At 71.1% G+C, this 17,993-nt stretch carries 17 protein-coding genes and 1 pseudogene; 9 read left to right on the top strand and 9 right to left on the bottom strand.

Annotation, left to right across the window (positions count from 1 at the left end; translation table 11 throughout):
• The first annotated feature begins 90 nt into the window (after nt 1-90).
• On the top strand, nt 91-966 hold the full coding sequence (locus MFF54_RS13445; RefSeq protein ID WP_238303430.1) for a 4-(cytidine 5'-diphospho)-2-C-methyl-D-erythritol kinase: 876 nt from the start codon (nt 91-93) through the stop codon (nt 964-966).
• 160 nt (nt 967-1,126) lie between these two features.
• On the opposite strand, the gene MFF54_RS13440 is transcribed toward MFF54_RS13445, so the two are convergent.
• Complete coding sequence (locus tag MFF54_RS13440) at nt 1,127-2,149, bottom strand: polyprenyl synthetase family protein (protein ID WP_238303429.1); 1,023 nt, start codon at nt 2,147-2,149, stop codon at nt 1,127-1,129.
• 173 nt (nt 2,150-2,322) lie between these two features.
• Here MFF54_RS13440 and MFF54_RS13435 point away from each other — a divergent pair, with 173 nt between their 5' ends.
• The 3 genes from MFF54_RS13435 to MFF54_RS13425 all read left to right on the top strand — a co-directional run bounded on the left by MFF54_RS13435 (nt 2,323) and on the right by MFF54_RS13425 (nt 4,402).
• Nucleotides 2,323-3,078, top strand: a complete 756-nt coding sequence (locus MFF54_RS13435; RefSeq protein WP_238303490.1) for a tRNA1(Val) (adenine(37)-N6)-methyltransferase — start codon at nt 2,323-2,325, stop codon at nt 3,076-3,078.
• A 133-nt stretch (nt 3,079-3,211) separates the two neighbouring features.
• Nucleotides 3,212-3,442 carry a DUF6894 family protein gene (locus MFF54_RS13430; RefSeq protein ID WP_238303428.1) on the top strand — a complete coding sequence of 77 codons (231 nt, stop codon included), beginning with the start codon at nt 3,212-3,214 and terminating at the stop codon, nt 3,440-3,442.
• 105 nt (nt 3,443-3,547) lie between these two features.
• Nucleotides 3,548-4,402, top strand: a complete 855-nt coding sequence (locus MFF54_RS13425; protein WP_238303427.1) for a S49 family peptidase — start codon at nt 3,548-3,550, stop codon at nt 4,400-4,402.
• A 62-nt stretch (nt 4,403-4,464) separates the two neighbouring features.
• Here MFF54_RS13425 and MFF54_RS13420 read toward each other — a convergent pair whose 3' ends face one another.
• Nucleotides 4,465-4,707, bottom strand: a complete 243-nt coding sequence (locus MFF54_RS13420; protein ID WP_238303426.1) for a hypothetical protein — start codon at nt 4,705-4,707, stop codon at nt 4,465-4,467.
• Nucleotides 4,708-4,938: 231 nt separating this feature from the next.
• Between MFF54_RS13420 and MFF54_RS13415 the strand changes: the two genes are divergently transcribed.
• Both MFF54_RS13415 and glyS read left to right on the top strand, forming a co-directional pair.
• Nucleotides 4,939-5,874, top strand: a complete 936-nt coding sequence (locus tag MFF54_RS13415) for a glycine--tRNA ligase subunit alpha (protein ID WP_238303425.1) — start codon at nt 4,939-4,941, stop codon at nt 5,872-5,874.
• Nucleotides 5,875-5,915: 41 nt separating this feature from the next.
• Nucleotides 5,916-8,108: a glycine--tRNA ligase subunit beta gene (glyS, locus tag MFF54_RS13410; protein ID WP_238303424.1), complete on the top strand. Its 2,193-nt coding sequence runs from the start codon at nt 5,916-5,918 to the stop codon at nt 8,106-8,108.
• A gap of 139 nt (nt 8,109-8,247) precedes the next feature.
• Here the strand turns inward: glyS and MFF54_RS13405 are convergent, their stop codons facing one another.
• The 3 genes from MFF54_RS13405 to argH form a co-directional block, all read right to left on the bottom strand.
• Nucleotides 8,248-8,904: an invasion associated locus b family protein gene (locus MFF54_RS13405; protein WP_238303423.1), complete on the bottom strand. Its 657-nt coding sequence runs from the start codon at nt 8,902-8,904 to the stop codon at nt 8,248-8,250.
• A gap of 115 nt (nt 8,905-9,019) precedes the next feature.
• Nucleotides 9,020-9,295, bottom strand: coding sequence for a hypothetical protein (locus MFF54_RS13400; protein ID WP_238303422.1), 276 nt, complete (start codon nt 9,293-9,295; stop codon nt 9,020-9,022).
• 105 nt (nt 9,296-9,400) lie between these two features.
• A complete protein-coding gene (gene argH, locus MFF54_RS13395) occupies nt 9,401-10,801 on the bottom strand; it encodes an argininosuccinate lyase (protein ID WP_238303421.1) in 1,401 nt (466 codons plus the stop codon).
• A 45-nt stretch (nt 10,802-10,846) separates the two neighbouring features.
• Here argH and tlpA point away from each other — a divergent pair, with 45 nt between their 5' ends.
• Nucleotides 10,847-11,479: a thiol:disulfide interchange protein TlpA gene (gene tlpA / locus MFF54_RS13390; protein WP_238303420.1), complete on the top strand. Its 633-nt coding sequence runs from the start codon at nt 10,847-10,849 to the stop codon at nt 11,477-11,479.
• A 96-nt stretch (nt 11,480-11,575) separates the two neighbouring features.
• On the opposite strand, the gene MFF54_RS13385 is transcribed toward tlpA, so the two are convergent.
• The 3 genes from MFF54_RS13385 to MFF54_RS13375 form a co-directional block, all read right to left on the bottom strand.
• Nucleotides 11,576-13,996 (bottom strand): response regulator, encoded by a 2,421-nt coding sequence (locus MFF54_RS13385; protein WP_238303419.1) that lies wholly within the window; start codon nt 13,994-13,996, stop codon nt 11,576-11,578.
• Nucleotides 13,997-14,069: 73 nt separating this feature from the next.
• A complete protein-coding gene (rarD, locus tag MFF54_RS13380; protein ID WP_238303418.1) occupies nt 14,070-14,927 on the bottom strand; it encodes an EamA family transporter RarD in 858 nt (285 codons plus the stop codon).
• Between the two features lie 94 nt (nt 14,928-15,021).
• Nucleotides 15,022-15,303, bottom strand: coding sequence for a hypothetical protein (locus MFF54_RS13375; protein ID WP_238303417.1), 282 nt, complete (start codon nt 15,301-15,303; stop codon nt 15,022-15,024).
• A gap of 91 nt (nt 15,304-15,394) precedes the next feature.
• On the opposite strand from MFF54_RS13375, the gene MFF54_RS13370 reads away from it, so the two are divergent.
• Together MFF54_RS13370 and metC are read left to right on the top strand one after the other, a co-directional pair.
• Nucleotides 15,395-15,559 (top strand): ribosome modulation factor, encoded by a 165-nt coding sequence (locus tag MFF54_RS13370; protein ID WP_238303416.1) that lies wholly within the window; start codon nt 15,395-15,397, stop codon nt 15,557-15,559.
• A 110-nt stretch (nt 15,560-15,669) separates the two neighbouring features.
• Nucleotides 15,670-16,842, top strand: coding sequence for a cystathionine beta-lyase (gene metC, locus MFF54_RS13365; protein ID WP_238303415.1), 1,173 nt, complete (start codon nt 15,670-15,672; stop codon nt 16,840-16,842).
• Between the two features lie 12 nt (nt 16,843-16,854).
• On the opposite strand, the pseudogene MFF54_RS13360 reads toward metC, so the two are convergent.
• Nucleotides 16,855-17,720 (bottom strand): annotated as a pseudogene (locus MFF54_RS13360) (outer membrane protein assembly factor BamB family protein); the annotation flags it as partial.
• Nucleotides 17,721-17,993: the final 273 nt, after the last annotated feature.

Here is a 17,993-nt window from a genome sequence, read left to right as displayed (position 1 = left end):
CCCCTGCTCCGGAAACGTGAGACCGGCGCGCTTGCCCGGACCGGGTCGGGCCCGTAAGGGCTGCCGGTCCCTACCTTCCTCGGAGCGCCCGTGTCCGCCCTCACCACCCGCGCTCCGGCCAAGATCAACCTGACCCTGCACGTGCTCGGCCGCCGAGCCGGGGACGGCTACCACGTGCTGGAGAGCCTCGTGGCCTTCGCGGGCGCGGCGGATCTCTTAAGCCTCGCGCCCGGTCCGAAGCTCGGCCTCGCGGTGAGCGGACCGACTGCCGGCCCAGCCGGGCCCGAGGACGACAACCTCGTACTGCGCGCCGCCCGCCACCTGCGGGACCATGTGCCCGCCCTGCGGGTCGGCTCCTTCCGGCTCGTCAAGCGCCTGCCGGTGGCCGCGGGCATCGGCGGCGGCTCGTCCGACGCCGCCGCCGGCCTGCGGCTCCTCGCCCGGCTCAACGATCTCCCCCTGGATCACCCGGGCGTCGTCGCGGCCGCCCGCGCGACCGGGGCCGACGTGCCGGTCTGCCTGGAGCCGCGGGCGCGGATGATGCGGGGCGCGGGCGAACATGTCGGACCCGCGCTGGGCCTCGCGCCCCTCCCCGCGGTGCTGATCAATCCCGGCGTGCCGGTGCCCACCGCGCCGGTGTTCCGGGCGCTGGGTCTCAAGATCGGCGACGACCTGCCGGGTGCCGCGCATCCGGAGATCGCCCAGGGCCTTGCGGGTCCCGACCTGCTCGCGCGCATCGGCCCGGCCCGCAACGATCTGGAGGCGCCCGCCCTCACGGTGGCGCCGGCCATCGGCGACGCGCTCGCGGCGCTCCGCGCGCAGGGCGGCTGCCGGCTCGCCCGGATGTCGGGTTCGGGCGCGACGGTCTTCGCGATCTTCGCGGACCGCCGCGCGGCCGGACGCGCCGCGCGCACGCTGCGGGCGGCGCGCCCGGGCTGGTGGGTGAGCGCGTCCTACCTGCGCTAGGGGGGCACCGCGCGGGCCAAGCCTTCGAGCGTCGGCTCCGCCGTCCGCCGCTCCACGCCGGGGAACGCAGCCCCGCCCTTTCCCGGACGCCTGGAACGCAGTGGACGGCGATCCGGAAAAAGGGCGGCGGAAAAGCCGGACGCGGATCGAGCGCGTCCGCTCAGTGCGCCCGCGCGATGCAGAAATCGACCGCTTCGAGCAGCGCGTCCTTCGTCCGGCCGGGGGCGAACGGCGCCAGGGCCTCCCGGGCCAGCGCACCGTACTGGCGGGCGCGCTCGACCGTCTCGGCGAGCACGCCGCGCCGGTGCAGGATGGCGCGGGCCTGATCGAGGTCGCCCTCGCCGATCTCGCCGTCCTGCAGGGTCCGGCGCCAGAAGGCGCGCTCCTCCTCGCTGCCGTGCCGGAAGGCCAGCACGATCGGCAGGGTGATCTTGCCCTCGCGGAAATCGTCGCCGACGTTCTTGCCGAGCGCGTCGGAGGTCCCGCCGTAATCGAGGGCGTCGTCGATGAGCTGGAAGGCGATGCCGAGATTCATGCCGTAGGCGCGGCAGGCATCCTGCTCGGCCTGCGGGCGCTCGGCCAGCACCGGCCCGACCTCGCAGGCGGCGGCGAAGAGCTCCGCGGTCTTGCCGCGGATGACGGCGAGATACTCGTCCTCGGTGGTCTCGGTGTTCTTGGCGGCGGTGAGCTGCATCACCTCGCCCTCGGCGATCACCGTGGCGGCGGCCGACAGGATGTCGAGGGCCCTGAGCGAGCCGACCTCGACCATCATGCGGAAGGCTTGGCCGAGCAGGAAGTCGCCGACCAGCACGCTCGCCTCGTTGCCCCACTTGATGCGGGCGGCCACGCGCCCGCGACGCATGTCGCTCTCGTCCACGACATCGTCGTGGAGCAGGGTGGCGGTGTGCATGAACTCGACGCTGGCCGCGAGCTTCACGGCGCCCTCGCCGCCCGCGTAGCCGCAGAGATCCGCGCAGGCGAGGGTGAGAATCGGCCGCAGGCGCTTGCCGCCGGACGAGATGAGGTGACTCGCCACCTCGGGGATCATCGCGACCTCGGATCCCGTGCGCGACAGGATCGTGGTGTTGACGCGCGCCATGCCGTCGGCGACGAGCGCGACGAGATCGTTCAGGCTCGCCTCCGCCTCGGGACGGCCTTTCTCCACGGGAACCACGACACCCAAGGTCCGATGCCTCCAGACCGTCCGGCCGCGACAGGCGGCGTCGCCCCCCTTCGCACGGGGCTCTCGGCGCCGCAACATGCGCCGATGCACGCCATCCGAGAGTCGGGGATATGGCCTCGCGCCGTCGCGGTGCCGCCGCGACCAATGCGCCGGGCCTCCAGAGCGGCCGCCCGGTGAGCGCGGAACCGGACAACCTGTTCGGCGGGCGCCTGCGCCTTTACCAGCCAGCGCGCGGCGCCCACCGCGCCGGCACGGACGCGGTTCTGCTCGCGCGCCTGATCGACCCCGTCGCGGGCGCCCACGTCTGCGATCTCGGCGCCGGCAGCGGCGCAGTCGGCCTTGCCTACGGGCTTGCCGGTGCCCGGGTGACGCTGGTCGAGCGCGAGCCCGAGATGGCCGTCCTGGCGCGCCGGAACGCCGCGCTCAACCGGGTCGAGGCCGCGATCGTCGAGACCGACCTGCTGGCGTCGGCGGCGGCGCGGCGCGCGGCCGGCCTGGAGCCGGAGAGCCAGGATATCGTCGTCACCAACCCGCCCTTCTTCGAGGATGGGAAGAGCCCTGCGCACCGGCCCTCGCCCAATGCCCTGCGGGCGGCGGCCCACAGCTTCGGGGCCGGCGACCTCGACGCCTGGATCCGCACCTGCGCCTGGCTCCTGCGGCCGGGCGGGCAGCTCGGCTTGATCCATCGGGCCGACGCACTGCCGGCCTGTCTCAGAGCTCTCGACCGCCGCTTCGGCAGCGTGACCGCTCGCCCGGTCCACGCCCGGCCCGGCCGGCCCGCGATCCGAGTTCTGATCCGGGCCCGTAAGGGAAGTCGCGCGCCCTTCGGCCTGTTGCCGCCGCTGGTCCTGCAGGAGGCGGACGGTACATCGACACCGGAGTCGTCGGCGCTTCATCGAGGAGAACCATGGCCGGCCGATCCGGCTTGAACCCTGCGCGATCGATGTTGCGTGATACCGATCTTCGGCTTTACGACGCGCACGGTTTTCGTAACTGCGCTTCTCATCTGTCATGTGCCATGATCGCGCGATCGCCACCCGCCGACAAAGGCACTTATTCAGTATGCCACGATATTTCTTCGACACCTTTGACGGCACGGTCATCCACGACGACGAGGGCCGGGTCCTGCCGGATCTCACCAGCGCGCGGCTCGAGGCTCGTCATCTCTTGCGGGACCTCCTTCTGGATGCGGCGCCAGGATGCGACGAGAGTCGGTTCCGCGCCGACATTCGCGACGAGACCGGGCGGGTCGTCGTCACGGCGACTCTTGTTCTGGCCTACGCGAGCGTCTGACGAAGCGGGCGGCGTTTCGCCCCGGCCGGCAGCCGAAGCCTTGCCCTGGCGGCGGTACGGCCCACCTGCTCGAAGCCGACCTCATCCGAGCCCCAGCCCCGATCGATGCCCTTCAAGATCCCGGCGTTCCTGCACCCCGTCCTTCCCGCCCGGTTCCGGACGCGGCCCAAGCGGGTCGCGGTGGTGCGCCTGAGCGGTGTGATCGGCGCGGTCTCGCCGATCCGGCGGGGCCTCTCGATCGCGGCCGTGGCGGGGAGCCTCGAACAGGCCTTCGGCCTCAAGGGGGTGGCGGCTGTCGCGATCGTCGTGAACTCACCGGGCGGCTCACCGGCGCAGTCCCATCTCATCCACCGGCGCATCCGGGCGCTCGCCGAGGAGAAGCGGGTGCCGGTTCTCGCCTTCGTGGAGGATGCGGCGGCGTCCGGCGGCTACATGATCGCCTGCGCGGCCGACGAGATCGTGGCCGACCCGGCCTCCGTGGTCGGCTCCATCGGCGTGGTCTCGGCGGGCTTCGGCTTCGACAAGCTCATCGCGCGTATCGGCGTCGAGCGGCGGGTGCACACGCAGGGCGAGGCCAAGGCGATGCTCGACCCGTTCCGGCCCGAGGATCCGGCGGACGTGGCCCGGCTGAAAGCGCTCCAGGCCGACGTGCAGGCGGTGTTCACCGAGCTCGTCCGGTCGCGGCGGCCGAGCCTGAAGTCCGACGAGAACCTGTTCACCGGCGCGGTCTGGACGGGACGCAGCGCGCTGGGCCTCGGCCTGGTGGACGGCCTGGGCGACATCCGCTCGACCCTGCGCGCCCGCTTCGGCGGCGACGTGCAGATCCGCCTGATCGCGGAGGCCCGCGGATCCTTCATCGCCCGGCTGCTGCGCCGGGCCGCGCCGGGCGGCACAGGCCTCGCTGACGAGGCGCTCGGCGCGATCGAGGAACGGGCCGCCTGGGCCCGATTCGGCCTGTAAGTCGCGAGATCACGAAAGGTCCGACACCCTTCGAGATCTCGGGACGAAGCCCCCAAGGGCGGTCAGCGCGTGATGCAGGCCGCGTTCGGCGTGCCGTAGCCGCTGTAGACCACCCGGACCTTGCGGTTGCACGTCTCGGGGGCCGGCGCCACGGCCGCGACCTCGACCGGCATTGTGGCCACCGGCAGCGCCACGGCGGTGGCTTCCCCAGAGGTGGCGAGGGCCTTGGTGCCGGACATCACCAGCGGGGTCGCGACCAGGGAGGCGGCGAAGAGAGCGGCGACGAGGGTGAGGTCCTTGCGCATGACTGTGTTTCCAAGGTGTCAGGCGGCTTTCCGGGGCGCCCGTCCCATCATGCCAAGTAAACGTGGCCGTGGGCTTGGCAGTTCCACGCACATCGCACCATGCGCCACATTTCAGCCACGCTTCGGTGTGGGCCCGCACGCCCGGCCCGGCGCTGCGCGCCGGGCCGGGCTCGCTTGACACCCTGCCGCACGGGCCTAAACGCTGCCCGCCCCTCCCCGCCGCGATGCAGCATGATGTCAGACGCCGATCTCGCGCCCACCCGCTCGTTCCAGGGCCTGATCCTGACGCTCCAGCGCTTCTGGGCGGCCAAGGGCTGCGTCATCCTGCAGCCCTACGACATGGAGGTGGGTGCGGGCACCTTCCACCCGGCGACGACGCTGCGGGCGCTCGGGCCGAAGCCCTGGAAGGCCGCCTACGTGCAGCCCTCGCGCCGCCCGAAGGACGGGCGCTACGGTGAGAACCCGAACCGGCTGCAGCACTATTACCAGTTCCAGGTCATCCTTAAGCCGAACCCGCCGAACCTGCAGGAGCTCTACCTCGAATCGCTCGCCGCGATCGGCGTGGACCTGAAGCTCCACGACATCCGCTTCGTCGAGGACGACTGGGAGAGCCCGACGCTCGGCGCCTGGGGCCTCGGCTGGGAGTGCTGGTGCGACGGCATGGAGGTGAGCCAGTTCACCTACTTTCAGCAGGTGGCGGGCTTCGAGTGCGCGCCGGTCGCGGGTGAGCTGACCTACGGCCTCGAGCGGCTCGCGATGTACGTTCAGGGCGTCGAGAACGTCTACGACCTGAACTTCAACGGGGGCGAGGGCGCCGACAAGGTCACGTACGGCGACGTCTTCCTCCAGGCCGAGCAGGAATACTCGCGCCACAATTTCGAGGCGACGGATTCGGCGATGCTGTTCCGCCAGTTCACCGACGCCGAGAAGGCCTGCCGGGCCTACCTGGCGGCCGGTGAGCCGGAGCAGGAGGGCGCGCGCCACCGCATCGTGCAGCCGGCCTACGACCAGTGCATCAAGGCCAGCCACGTCTTCAACCTGCTCGACGCCCGCGGCGTCATCTCGGTGACCGAGCGGCAGAGTTACATCCTGCGGGTGCGCGAGCTCGCCAAGGCCTGCGGCGCGGCCTGGCTCCGGACCGAGGCCGGCGGCCACGCCGCCGCCTGACCGCCCCCCGATACGAAATCCCGCGCCGCCGGACCGATCCCATGCCCGACCTGCTCCTCGAACTCCGCTCGGAAGAGATTCCCGCCCGCATGCAGCGGCGGGCCGCCGAGGATCTCAAGAAGCTCGTCACCGACGCGCTGGTGGAGCGCGGCTTCCTGTACGAGGGCGCCAAGGCCTTCGCGACGCCCCGCAGGCTGGCGCTGCACGTCGCCGGCCTGCCGCCCCGCGGCGAGGCGGTGCGCGAGGAGCGCCGGGGCCCGCGCGTCGGCGCGCCGGACGCCGCCGTGCAGGGTTTTTTGAAAAGCGCCGGCCTCGATACGATCGATCAGGCCAGGACCGTCACCGACCCGAAGAAGGGCGAGTTCTACCTCGCGGTGATCGAGCGGGAGGGCCGCGAGACGCTCGACGTGCTCGCCGAGATCCTGCCGCAGATCATCCGGACCTTCCCCTGGCCGAAATCGATGCGCTGGGGCGCGGCCTCCGCGCAGCCCGGTAGCTTGCGCTGGGTGCGCCCGCTGCAATCGATCGTCGCGACCTTCGGGCCCGAGACCGAATCGACCGAGGTGGTGCCGTTCGCGGTAGACGGGATCGCGGCCGGCACCGTCACCTACGGCCACCGCTTCCTGGCGCCCGCGGCGATCGAGGTGCGCCGCTTCGACGACTACGTGCAGGCGCTGGAGCGCGCCAAGGTCGTTCTCGACGCAGACCGGCGCAAGGACATCATCCTGCACGACGCCCGCGACCTCGCCTTCGCGCAGGGGCTCGACCTCGTGGAGGACGAGGGCCTGCTGGAGGAGGTCGCCGGCCTCGTCGAGTGGCCCGTGACGCTGATGGGCCGCTTCGAGGAGAGCTTCCTCGACATCCCCGCGGAGGCGATCCGCGCCACGATCCGGGCGAACCAGAAGTGCTTCGTGCTGCGGAGAGCCGGCAGCGAGGATCTGGCGCCGGCCTTCATCCTGGTCTCGAACCTGGAGGCCAGCGACGGCGGTCAGGCTATCACCGCCGGCAACGAGCGCGTGGTGCGGGCGCGCCTCTCGGACGCGAAGTTCTTCTGGGAGACCGACAAGGCGGTGAAGCTCGAGGACCGGCTGCCGAAGCTGGATTCGATCGTCTTCCACGAGAAGCTCGGGACGCAGGGCCAGCGGGTCCGGCGGATCGAGGCGCTCGCCGGAGATCTCGCCGAAGCCGTGGAAGCGGACTTCACGCTCGTGTGCCGCGCGGCACGCCTCGCCAAAGCCGATCTGGTCACTGAGATGGTGGGAGAATTTCCCGAGCTGCAGGGCTTGATGGGCTCGAAATATGCGGCACTCCAGGGCGAGGATCCGCGTGTCTGCGCGGCCATCGGCGATCACTACAAGCCTCTCGGGCCGTCCGACCGGGTGCCGACGGATCCGGTGGCGATCACAGTCGCGATCGCCGACAAACTGATCTCGCTCGCCGGTTTCTGGTCGATCGACGAGAAGCCGACCGGGAGCAAGGATCCTTACGGCCTGCGCCGGGCAGCGCTCGGGGTGATCCGGCTCATCCTCGAGAACGAGATCCGCCTGCCGCTCGGCGAATTGGCCCTCGCGGACGCCTTCGATTTGCAACCGGGCCCACCGAGAGTGTTGCAGATCGACTTGCCGGGAACGATCGAGGAGCTTGAAGCGCACTTCAAGGATGTGCCGCCCGATCTCGACCTTATGGCTGATCCGCGCGTTGACGACCTGCTCTCCTTCTTCGCCGACCGCCTCAAGGTCTACCTCCGCGATCAGGGCGCGGGCCACGACCTGATCGACGCCGTCTTCGCCCTGCCCGGCCAGGACGACCTGCTGATGGTGGTCCGCCGCGTCGAGGCGCTGGGCAAGTTCCTCGACACCGAGGACGGGCGGAACCTGCTCGCCGGCTACAAGCGCGCGGCCAACATCCTGCGCATCGAGGAGAAGAAGGACGGCCGCGCCTACGAGGCCGAGCCGGATGCCGGGCTGATCGCCTCCGCGGGCCAGCCGGAGGAGCGGGCGCTTCACGAGGCGCTGGGCATCGCCCGGGCCGAGGCCTCCTCGGCGGTCGGGGCGGAAGATTTCGAGGGCGCGATGCGGGCGCTCTCGCGGCTGCGCGCGCCGGTTGATGCCTTCTTCGACAAGGTCACGGTGAATGCCGAGGATGCGGGCCTACGCGCCAACCGCCTCGCGCTCCTCAACGCGCTGCGCGCCGCGACGCGGGAAGTGGCGGACTTCTCGCGCATCGAGGGTTGAGGGAGGCGCTTTCCGCGTTTCCGGGTCATCGCGCCCGGCCCCGCATTCTCCCTCCCCCGCAGAGGGGGAAGGGAGAGCGCGGGGGGTGGCGGGACGCGTTGGATGAATACCCCCAGGCGGATGTGGAACCCGCTACTCCCTACTTGCACTCCTCCCGCGCGCGCTTCATCGCGTCGGCGAAGCCCGCCAGCGCGTACTCGTCGCTGGTCGGGTTTCCGCGCATCGAAGTGGTGCGGACCGTGAGCTTCGGGATGCGGCCGCTCATCTCGGCGACGACGCGGGTCTCTTCGGCCGGGTTCTGCAGCCAGGCATTGTTGTCCTTGGTCACCAGACCGTAGCGGGCGGTGCCGATGTTCAGGGACGGGTCGCTCGGCGCGGCCGCCGCACCGGGCTTTCCCTGCGCGGCCGCGGGCTTGGCCGGGAAGCCCAGCATCACCGCGACCTCGTTCTGGATGTTCTCGGCCTTGCGAACTGTCACGAACAGGTAAGCGGTGTCGCGCTTGAGTGTGTTCGGCGAGCGAGCCTGCGGCTGGGCGATGGCGTAGCACACGCGGGCCTTGCCCTGCCCGTTGGTGAAGACGTTCCAGTCGCCGATCACCGCGACCGGCACCGCCTGCTGCATGCCGGGCGGCGTCGCGGGCTTCTTCTCGCGCCCGCGCCGGCCCCGACGCGGTGCGGCCTCTTCGGCCTCCTGCGCGTGCACCGTCCGAATGCCTGCCACATCGCTTAGCGGCGCCGGCAGCGGCGCGAGAAGAGCGAGAGCTCCGACCGGGAGCAGGCAGAGGGCACGGCGCATCGGCACATCCTGAACAGCATCGTCCGGCACCGCGGCTCCCGCCGGGCGCAGGGTTTAGTGACGCTTGCGCTTCAGGACGGCAAGGGGGCCGGGCGAAGGTCCCGCCCTCCCCGCCTCAGACCGCGTGGATTTCGGCGGCGTTGGCGGCCGCCATTGCGGCGACCGGCAGCGCGGGCTCGGAGACCGCGATGGTCACCGCCGGTTCGACCACGTTCACGGTCGCGGTTCGCGGCTGCGGGTCGTTATAGGGGGTGTTGTAGCCCTTGCGCACGGCGGCCCAGTAGGCGTCGCGCGCGAGTCCGGAACCGACGAGGGCCGCGTCGATCATCGCGGTCGCGAACGCCGCCATCTCGGGCGCCTCATCCGGCTTGATCCAGCTCTCGACGGTCATTGCGATCTCCGATCCACACGGCCGAGCTTCTAACAGAACGGACTTAGCTGAACGGTGAACGCGGTCGCGCCGCGAAAGTTGCGGCGCACAACGCAGGCGTGCAACTTACGCGGGTTTGACCGCCTCATCGCCGAGACGCGCGATCCAGGCCTCGGCCTGGCGGCGGACGTTCTCGGGCGCGGTGCCGCCGTAGCTGGTGCGGCTCGCGACCGAGTTCTCCACCCCGAGCACCGCGTAGACGGCGTCGGTGATGCGGGGCTCGGCCTCCTGCATCTCGGTGAGCGACAGCTCCTCCAGCCCGACGCCCTTGGCGGAGGCCGCGCCGACGAGGCGGCCGGTGACGTGGTGAGCCTGCCGGAAGGGCAGCCCCAGCTCGCGCACCAGCCAATCGGCGAGGTCGGTCGCGGTGCTGTAGCCGGAGCCCGCGGCCTTGCTCAGAACATCGGCCACGGGTTCGAGGTCGCGCACCATGCCGGTCATCGCGGCGAGGCACAGCGAGAGGGCCTGGAGCGCGTCGAAGGTGCCTTCCTTGTCCTCCTGCATGTCCTTCGAGTAGGCGAGCGGCAGGCCCTTCATCACGATGAGCAGCCCGGTGAGCGCGCCGACGATGCGGCCGGCCTTCGCGCGCACCAGCTCGGCGGCGTCCGGGTTGCGCTTCTGCGGCATGATCGACGAGCCGGTGGTGAAGCCGTCCGAGAGCCGCACGAAGCCGAACTGCGCCGAGGTCCAGATCACGAGCTCCTCGGCGAAGCGCGAGAGATGCACCGCGCAGATCGAGGCGGCGCCGAGCGCTTCGAGCGCGAAGTCGCGGTCGGCCACCGAGTCGAGCGAGTTCGCGGTCGGGCGGTCGAAGCCGAGCGCCGCGGCGGTGGCGTGCCGGTCGATCGGGAACGAGGTGCCGGCAAGCGCCGCGGCGCCGAGCGGGCACTCGTTCAGGCGGGTGCGCGCGTCCCGGAAGCGGCCGCGGTCGCGGGCCAGCATCTCGACATAGGCGAGGCAGTGATGCCCGAACGTGACGGGCTGGGCCGATTGCAGGTGGGTGAAGCCCGGCATCACGGTGCCGGCGTGCTGGAGCGCCTTGTCAGCCAGCGCCCGCTGCAACTCGGCGGCCTGGGCATCCAGCGAATCGAGCGTGTCGCGCACCCAGAGCTTCATGTCGGTGGCGACCTGGTCGTTGCGCGAGCGCGCGGTGTGCAGCCGCCCCGCGGCGGGGCCGACGATCTCGGTCAGCCGGCTCTCCACGGACATGTGGATGTCCTCGAGCTCCCGGCGGAACACGAAGCTGCCGGCCTCGATCTCGGCCTGCACGGACTTGAGCCCGGCCTGAATCGCCGCCACATCGTCGGCGGGCAGGATGCCGGCCTCGCCGAGCATCGCCACATGCGCCAGCGAGCCGCGGATGTCCTGGGGCGCGAGGCGCTTGTCGAACCCGATCGAGGCGTTGATCTCCTCCATGATCTCGGCCGGGCCGCTCGCGAAGCGGCCGCCCCACATCCGGTTGCTCATGCTCTCAACGTCCCTTCCGCGCTCACTTCAGGACAGGCAAGGCTGATGCCCAGACCTATCGTGCGCCTCGTCATCGGCGCCGGCCTCGTCACGGCCCTCGTCGCTGGGCTTGCCCTATACGGGACCGGCTCCATCACCGGCAACGGGGCCGGCCCCTGCGCGTCGTCCACGCCGAGCCTCGCCCGCGTGGCGGCGGCTTCCCGCGGCGAGGTCGCGGCGATGCAGGCCCCCGACAGTTCCCGCCCCGCGCCGGACCTCACGTTTCGGGGACCGGACGGAGCCGAGATGCGCCTCGCGGACCTGCGCGGCAAGCTGCTCCTCGTGAATCTGTGGGCGACGTGGTGCGCCCCCTGCAAGGCCGAGATGCCGGCGCTCGACCGGCTCCAGGCCGCGCTCGGCGGGCCGGATTTCGCCGTGGTGGCGATCAACCTCGACACTCGCAACACGGATAAGCCGCCGGTGTGGATGCGGGAGAATGGTATCGCGCAGCTCGCCTACTACGCCGATCCCGGCGGGCGGGTGCTGCCGGCGGTGCAGCGCGACACCGGCTCCACGGGCCTGCCAACCACGCTGCTGGTCGACGGCGCCGGCTGCACGATCGGCGTGATGAAGGGCCCGGCCGAGTGGTCGGGTGCGGACGCGCGCAAGCTCATCGAGGCCGCGCTGGGGCGGGGCTGATGGGTTCGGCGGCCGCGCCATGCCCCCTCTCCCATAGGGAGAGGGGGCATGGCGCCTCATCTGCCCTCGGGCTCCGTGACCGATGTCATCAGCCGACTAATCCCGTTCCGCCAGCCGGTCGATCAGACCCTGCATGCCCTGAGGCACCGGGGCGTTCTCCCGGGCATAGAGCGCGCGCAGCTGACGGCCGATCTCGCCGAGGCTGAGCGAGCCCTTCACGATCACCCGGTCGGCCTGCGCCTCCAGGCTGGCCTTCTCGGTGTCGGTAATCTCCTTGGCGGTGAGCACCACCACCGGGATGTCGCCGTCCGGCCGGGAGCGCAGCGCCCGCAGGAAGGCGAAACCGTCCATCTCCGGCATCATCAGGTCGAGCAGGATCAGGTTCGGGCGCTCCGCGTCGATTCGGCCGAGCGCGGCGCGGCCGTTCTCCGCCTCGTCCACCGCCCAGCCGTCGCGCTGGAGCGTGCGGCGCAGGCGGTCGCGGGCGTCCGTATCATCGTCCACCACCAGCACGCGGGCCTCGTGCCCCTCCGGGCGGTAGCGCTCCATCAGACCCTTCATCCGCTCCCAGTCGATCGGCTTGACGAAGTAGTCCGTCGCGCCGAGTGCTTGGCCCAGGCCCTGCTCGGCCACCACCGAGGTCATGATCACCGGGATGGCGGCGAGATCCGGATCGCTGCGCACGGCGTGGAGCACCGCCCAGCCGTCCATGCGCGGCATCTCGACGTCGAGCAGGATCGCGCGCGGCTTCAGGGCACGGGCGAGCGTCAGCCCGGCCCGGCCGTCGTTGGCGGTGCGGACGTGGAAGCCCTCGCGCTCCAGGAAGCGGCCGAGCAGCTCCCGGGCGGCCGGGTCGTCGTCGACCAGCAGGACGACGTCGTGCTCCTCGGGCGCGCCCGCGGGCTCGGCCTCCGACGGCTCTTCCAGCGCGGCGGCATCCTCGGGCGCGAGCGTCGCGGGCAACCGGACCGTGAAGGTGGATCCCGTCCCCGGCTCGCTCTCAACCGCCACGTCGCCGCCCATCGTCCGGCAGAAGGCCCGGGTGATCGAGAGCCCGAGCCCCGTGCCGCCGAACTGGCGCGTGGTCGATTCGTCGGCCTGGGAGAAGCGCTCGAACAGCCGCCCGACCTGCTCGGCGCTCATGCCGATGCCGGTGTCGGAGACCGCGAAGGAGAGCCAGTCGGCCTCCGCCTCCCGGTGCCGACGGACGGTCAGCGTGATCGCGCCCTCCTCCGTGAACTTCGCGGCGTTGCCGATGAGGTTCACGAGGCACTGACGGATCTTGGTCTGGTCCTGATGCATCGTGCCGAGATCCGGCTCCAGATCGAGCGCGAAGCGGTTGCGCTTCTTCTCGACGAGCGCCCCGATGGCGTCGGCGACGTCCGAGATCAGGCCTTCCACCGCGAAGGTCTCGGCCGAGGCGGTCATGCGGCCGGCCTCGATCTTCGAGATGTCGAGCACGTCGTTGATCAGGCTCAGGAGGTGACGGGCGTTCGCCTCGATCTTGCGCAGGTCCGGCAGCAACTCGGACTGGCCGACATCCTCCAGCTCCTCCGCCAGCATCTCCGAGTAGCCGATCACTGCCGAGAGCGGCGTGCGCAGCTCGTGGCTCATGTTGGCGATGAACTGGCTCTTGGCCCGGTTGGCGGCCTCGGCCGATTGGCGGGCGCGCTCGATCTCGGCCTCGGCCTCCTTGCGGTCGGTGATGTCGACATTGGTGCCGACCCACTCGCGGATCGTGCCCTCCTCGTCGAACACGGGGACGCCGCGCACCTCCATGTGGCGCCATTGGCCGTCGTGGCGGCGCAGGCGATACTCGACCTCGTAGGGTTTGCGCTGCTCGACCGAGCGCGCCCAGGTGTCGGCGGCGTGCGCCCGGTCGTCCGGGTGGACGGCGTCGACCCAGCCCCAGCCCTGGTAGGCCGACTCGCTCTGGCCCGTATAGGCGCTCCAGCGCGGTTGCGGCGGCATCAGCTCCCCGCTGGCGTTGGTGTTCCAGACGACTGCAGCGGAGGCGTCGACCAGCGCCCGGAAGCGCTCCTCGGAGTGGCGCAGGCGCTGCTCCGTGGCGCGGCGGCGCGAGATGTCGGTGTTGGTGCCGTACCAGCGCTGCACCTGCCCATCGGGCCCGCGCAGCGGCATCGCCTGGGACAGGAACCAGCGGTATTCGCCGTCCGCGCCCCGCAGCGGGAAGGTGTCCTCCCAGGACTCGCCGGCTTCGATCGCGGCCCGGTAGCGGTCGGTGACGCGCGCGATGTGATCGGGGTGGTGGACGCTGCGCCAGCCCCAGCCCTGCATCTCGGCCGCCGTCGTGCCGGTGTAGTCGTACCAGCGCCGGTTGTACCAGATGATCGCGCCGTCGGCCTCGGCCATCCAGGCGAGCTGCGGCAGGGTCTCGGCGAGATTGCGGTAATCCGCCTCGCCGATGCCGCTCTGGCCAGTGCCCGATCCTGCCGTGCCGCCGATCGACTCGTCGGCTCGGCCGCCACCTTGGCCGCCACCCTGGCGCTCACTCATTCGGGGATCCGCACGCTGAAGCAACGTCCTCCATATAGGGCGTCGGCCGGCGGGGACGCATCGGAATCGCGGCTCAGGGCGCGCGGGCGGCGCGGCCCGTGCGGAACGCGTCGAGCGCGTAGAGGGCGAGCGCCAGCCAGATCAGCGCCAGCATCACGATCCGCTGCGGCTCGACATGCTCGCCGAAGACCAGGACGCTGAGGACCAGCAGGCAGGTCGGCGCGATGTACTGCATCAGGCCGAGCGTCGCGAGGCGCAGGCGCTCGGCCGCGGCCGCGAACCAGATCAGCGGAAGGGCCGTGGTCACGCCCGTGAGGAGGAGCAGGACCAGGCCGCACGTCTCCGGCGGCAGGAACGGCTCGGGCGCCTGCCAGAGCCAGACCGCGCAGAAGGGTGCGAGGATCAGCGTCTCGGCGAGCAACCCGAGCGTCGGATCGACGCCCACCACCTTCCGGATCAGGCCGTAGAGCGCGAAGGTGACCGCGAGCGAGAGCGAGACCAGCGGCAGGTCGCCGGCCCACACGACCGCGACGCCGACGCCGCTCGCCGCGAGGGCGACCGCCACGAGTTGGAGCGGCCGCAGCCGCTCCCCCAGGACCAGCCGGCCGAGTCCGACGCTGACCAAGGGATTGATGTAGTAGCCGAGGCTTGCGTCGAGGAGATGGCCCGCCTTCACGGTCTGGAGGTAGAGCAGCCAGTTCACCGCGATCAGCAGGGCCGAGGCGACGAGCAGAGCGTGGCGCGGGCGAAGGGGGAACGGGTTGCGCAACCGGGCGCGCCAGACGAGCACCAGGGCGCCGACGAACAGGCCCGACCAGATGATGCGCTCGGCCAGGATGTAGGCCGGCGTGAAGCCATCGAGCAGCCGGAAATGCACCGGAACGACGAGGCCCCAGCTCAGATAGGCCGCGAGCGCGTAGAGGAAGCCCAAGGCACCTGCCCCCCGCCCGTCACAACCGGCGGGCGAGCGCCTCATAGACCTCGTAGCGCGGCGCCGTCAGGTGTGCGGGCGCACGCGGACGCCACTAGCGCCGGCCGGCGGGTAGGATCGGGTCGCCGCGCATCAGGGCATTCAGGCGCTCGGTGTCGAAACCGCTCGGCACCTTCGGGGCCGCCACCTTCTGGGGGGCGACCGGCGCCGCCGGCCTCGGCACGGCGATGGAGCCGGTGGCCGAGGGTTCGGGAACCGTGGCGCGCGTCACGGGCGGCGGCGCCAAGTGGTTGAGACGGTCGGCGCTGACGAAGCCGACGATCAGGGTGCTGAGACCGACGACGCAGCCGCCGGTGAGGAGACGCAGGGTACGCACGCGACAAATCCGATCACACCGGACGAGGCACCAGACCTACCCCGAGGCCGTTAACGAAGCGGAACCTGTAATCGGACGGAGGAGTCTTTCCATGGACGTCAAGGCCACCGCGAGCGACAGCGCCTTCATTCAGGGCCGCAACGCCCGCCTCTACGGCAAGCCGCGCAGCGAGTGCCCGTACACGGAGGGCACGGAGGAGCACGCTGCCTGGATGCAGGCCTACGAGGAAGCCACCGACAGCGAGGCGAACGGCTGAGGCCGCCGGGCCGGCCCGCGAACGGCCGGCCCGGCTCGCCCCCGGCTTGACCTTGGCCCGGCGCCCGGGCTTCGTGCGGCCCGAGATCGACACGAACCCGAGCGTACCCGTTGAGGAAGAACCCGAACCACGGCCCGGCCACCCGCCTCGTTCATGCGGGCCGCGACCCATCCCAGCAGCACGGCTTCGTCAACACGCCGATCTATCGCGGCTCGACGGTGCTCTACCCGACCTATGACGCGATCAAGCATCGGCGCGGGCGCTACAATTACGGCACCTCGGCGACACCGACGATGGACGCGCTTACCGAGGCCTGGACGGAGCTCGCGGGCGCCGCCGGCACGGTGGTGACACCCTCCGGCCTCGCGGCGCTGACCGTTGCGCTGATGGCCGCGGTCTCGGCGGGCGACCACCTGCTGGTGACCGATTCGGCCTACCGGCCGACCCGGCAGTTCTGCGACGGCGTGCTCGCCCGCTTCGGTGTCGAGACGACCTATTACGACCCGACGGTGGGGGCCGGTATCGCGGAGCTTATGCGGGAGAACACGCGCGCCGTACTGGTCGAGGCGCCGGGCTCGCAGAGCTTCGAGATGCAGGACGTGCCGGCGATCGCCGAGGTGGTCCATGGCCGCGGCGGCACCGTCATCATGGACAACACCTGGGCGACGCCGCTGCTCTTCCCGCCGCACGAGCGCGGCGTCGACATCGCGGTCGAGGCCGGCACCAAGTATCTCAGCGGCGGCTCGGACCTCCTGATCGGCCTGACCTCCGCCAACGCCAAGCACTTCCCGGCGGTGCGGCGCACGTTCGACCACTTCGCCATGTGCGCCGGGGCGGAGGACATCTTCCTGGCGCTCCGCGGCATGCGCACCATGAACCTCCGGCTGCGGGAGCACGGCCGCGCCGGGCTCGAGATGGCGCGGTGGCTCCAGGGCCGTCCCGAGGTGCTGCGGGTGCTTCACCCGGCGCTGCCGGACGATCCCGGCCACGCGATCTGGAAGCGCGACTTCTCGGGCGCGTCCGGTCTGTTCGGCGTGATCCTGAAGCCCTGCCCCGAGGCGGCGCTCGCCGCGATGCTCGACGGGCTGGAGCTGTTCGGGATGGGCTTCTCCTGGGGCGGCTTCGAGAGCCTCGTCATCCCGTTCGACTGCGCGCCCTACCGCACGGCGACCTCCTGGGCGCCGGGTGGCTGGGGCCTTCGCTTCCACATCGGCCTGGAGGACACGGCCGACCTGAAGGCCGACCTGGACGCGGGCTTCACACGGCTGAAGGCAGCGAGTTAGGCCGCTCCCTCCTCACTCCGGCAGCGTGAACACCGTGAGCTGCCCGCCGGGCGCGGTCGACTGCGACAGGGCGGCATAGACGCCGACCGCGCCCGACCCGTCGGCGGGGTCGGTGAGCCCCGCCGCGAGGCCGATCCCGGCCCAGCCGCCGATTCCTAAGAGCACCGCGACGTATTGCCGGCCGCCATGCATGTAGGCGGTGACGTTGCCGACGATCCCGGACGGCGTCTTCAAGCGGTAGAGTTCGCGCCCGTTGCGGGCATCGACCGCCTTCAGGTAGCCTTCCAGCGTGCCGTAGAAGACGTGGTTCAGCGCCGGGTCGTATGAGTACCAGACCCAGGCGCAACCGCCGCCGATCGGCCACTGGTCTCCCTCCCGGGACGTCAGCGACGAATCGCGGCCGACCGGTTGGCCGAGCTCGGTGGTCCTGGCGGGATCGACAAGGATGTCGTCGTCAGGGCCCATCGAGTAGGCGTGCCAGAGCCGGCGCCCCGTCGCCTGTTCGTAGGCGGTGAGGTGGCAGCGCGCGCCGTACTCGCCGCCCGCGGATGCCCACGATCAGCTTGTCCTTCACCGGCCACACCGTAGCGGTGTTGGTCTCGCCGCGCCCCGGATCGCCGTTCTTCACCGACCAGATCTCGCGTCCCGTCACCGGGTCGTGCGCGACCACGGTGGTGTCCGCCTGAGGCAGGAACAGCCGCCCGTCCGCGTAGGCGAGCCCGCGATTGACCGTATCGCGAGCACATCACCGAGTTCACGTTCGCGTCCTGGCGGGGTGTGTAGCGCCAGAGAATCCGACCGTCCCGGTCGAGGTCGAGCGCGTAGACGATGTTGGGGACGGGCGTGTGGACGTACTTCACGTGCCCGCGCAACACGCCGCGGGCCGCCCTGTGTCAATCCTACCACAGCGTGATCTGCGCCGACGCCGCCCATACTGTCGAGGCCAACGCCGTGTTCCTGGCAATGGCCCCCGAGGCGCTGGAGCGCCTGCGCGGACGGGGCTTGGCGTTTCTACACCTTCATCGGCGGCACCCAGTTCATGTTCGCCTGGGACGCCGACCCCGCCCGAATCGAGGCGCGGATCGGCGACCTGCGGGATGCGGCGGGTTGGCCCGGGTATCCCAACGGGATTCGAGCCCGAATCCCGTTGG

Origin of the sequence: Methylobacterium gregans (assembly GCF_022179245.1) — a bacterium.
GTDB lineage: Bacteria > Pseudomonadota > Alphaproteobacteria > Rhizobiales > Beijerinckiaceae > Methylobacterium > Methylobacterium gregans.
Note: the sequence above shows the minus strand (reverse complement) of the source record. Positions and strands in the feature narration are given on the sequence as shown.